At 73.8% G+C, this 2,054-nt stretch carries 1 protein-coding gene and 1 pseudogene; both read right to left on the bottom strand.

What is annotated here, in order from left to right; all coding sequences use genetic code 11:
* A pseudogene (locus AB0I76_RS28545) lies at positions 1-176 on the bottom strand (UDP-N-acetylmuramoyl-L-alanyl-D-glutamate--2,6-diaminopimelate ligase); the annotation flags it as partial.
* A 118-nt stretch (positions 177-294) separates the two neighbouring features.
* Positions 295-2,054, bottom strand: a 1,760-nt coding sequence (locus AB0I76_RS28540) for a penicillin-binding protein 2 (RefSeq protein WP_357041826.1), incomplete at its 5' end; no start/stop codon positions are given.

Below are 2,054 nucleotides of genomic sequence, written 5' to 3'. Positions count from 1 at the left end.
GCGCCGGACGCGAACTCCGCGCCGTGCCGGTTGGCGCCCGGGAGGGCCGCGTACAGGTCGCCGGGGCGAACCTCCTGGCTGGCGTGGGTCACCCCGGTCACCACCAGCTCGGCGGCGCCCTTCGGGGGCTCGGTGGCGAGCCGGGCGGCGAGGTCGCCCAGGCGGACACCGCTCACGGTGCGGGGACGAGGATTGCCGGACACGGCGTCAGACCCTACCCGGTCGTCCGGTTCGCGCCGAACAGCCGCCCCGGTGGTTCGTCCGCACCCACCGATCATGTCGCGCCGGTCCCGGTCAGCGCGGAAAGACCTCGAACTTCGGCGCGGCGGCGCTCGACGGCGGCACCCGGTAGTGGCGCAGGGTGAACTGCATCATCTCCCGGAACGCGGGCGCGGCGATGTCGCCGCCCCCACCCGCCGGGGTGTGCGCGAAGACCGCGATCACGTACCGGGGCTTCTCCGCCGGGGCCATGCCGATGAACGACGCCACCTCGCCCGGCTGCTTCTGCCCGTCGGCCAGCCGCCAGCCGGTGCCGGTCTTGCCGGCGATCCGGTAGCCGGGGACCGCGGCGGCGAGCCCGGTCGCGTCGTCGACGGTGGTGACCGCCTCCAGGATCGTCCGCAGCTCGGCGGCGGTGTCCGGGCTGAGCACGGACCGGGTCTTCGGGGGCTCCGGCTTCGTCCGCTTCCCGTCCGGCCCGATCACCTCCTGGACGAGGTGCGGCTGGACGTACGTGCCGTCGTTGGCGATGGTGGCGTACGCGGCGGCCATCTGCAGCGGGGTGGCGTCGACGCTGTGCCCGATCGGCACCGAACCTTCCGCCGATCCGCTCCACTCCTCGGCGGGCAGCAGCCGGCCGCTCGCCTCGCCGGGCATGCCGACCCCGGTCGGCTCGCCCAGCCCGAAGCGCTTCTGGTAGTCGATGAGCCGGTCGCGACCGAGCTGGTCGGCGATGGCGATGGTGCCGACGTTGGAGGAGTACGCCATCATCCCGGGCAGGCTCATCCGCCGGCCGTCGGCCCGGTGCGAGTCGGAGAACTCGTAGCCGCCCTTGACGACGCTGTTCGGCACCGGGAACGTGGTGTCCTTCGTGATCACGCCCTCCTGGAGGGCGGCGCCGAAGGTGATCGCCTTGTGCACCGAGCCGGGGTCGACCACGAAGCTGGTGGCCGCGTCCACCCGGTCGGTCGGCTCGCTCGGGATGGGTTTGGCGGCGTTGTAGGTCGGGTGGCTGGCCTGGGCCAGCACCTCGCCGGTGGCGACCTCGATGACCACGGCCGCCCCGGTGCTGCCCTGGACCTGCGCCATCTGCCGACCCAGGATCACCTGCACCATGAACTGCAGGTCCCGGTCGACGGTCAGCTGCAGGGAACTCCCCGGCTTGGCCTTCGTCGTCTCGCTGTAGCCGCCGGGGATCGGCGCGGCCAGGTCACCGAGGCCGACCTCGTACGTCCGCTCGCCGTCCACGCCGGCCAGCAGGTCGTCGTAGCGGGCCTCCAGCCCCTCCAGCCCAACCATGTCCTGGCTGGTGAAGCCGATCAGGTTCGCGGCGAGGTCACCGCCGGGCACCTCCCGCCGCTCGTCGCGGTGGGTGTTGATGCCGGGCAGCTCCAGCGCCATGACCTTCCGGGCCTGCGCGATGTCGACACCCCGGGCGAGGTACTCGAACTGCGAGTCGGCGCCGCCGGGCCGCTTGCGCGGCGCCATCCGCTCGGCCAGCTTCGAGGCGGGGATGCCGAGCAACGGCGAGAGCGCCCGCGCGGTGGCCGCGACGTCCTTGACCTGGGTCGGGTCGGCGTAGACGTACCGCGCCTCGACGCTGTGCGCGAGGGCCGCGCCGGACCGGTCGTAGATGGCGCCGCGCGGCGCCGGCAGGGTCACCGTGCGCAGGCGGTCCTGGATGCCCGCGTCCGCGTACGCCGGAGCCTCCACGGCCTGGAGCGCGACGAGCCGGATGCCGATGACCGCGAACAGCGCCAGCGTCAGCACGGTCCCGAGCCGCATCCGGCGGCGTGGGTCGGCCAGCCGCGGCGGCTTCGGCGGCTTGCGCGAAC

The organism is Micromonospora sp. NPDC049799 (genome assembly GCF_040656655.1).
Classification (GTDB): Bacteria; Actinomycetota; Actinomycetes; order Mycobacteriales; family Micromonosporaceae; genus Micromonospora.
Note: the sequence above shows the minus strand (reverse complement) of the source record. Positions and strands in the feature narration are given on the sequence as shown.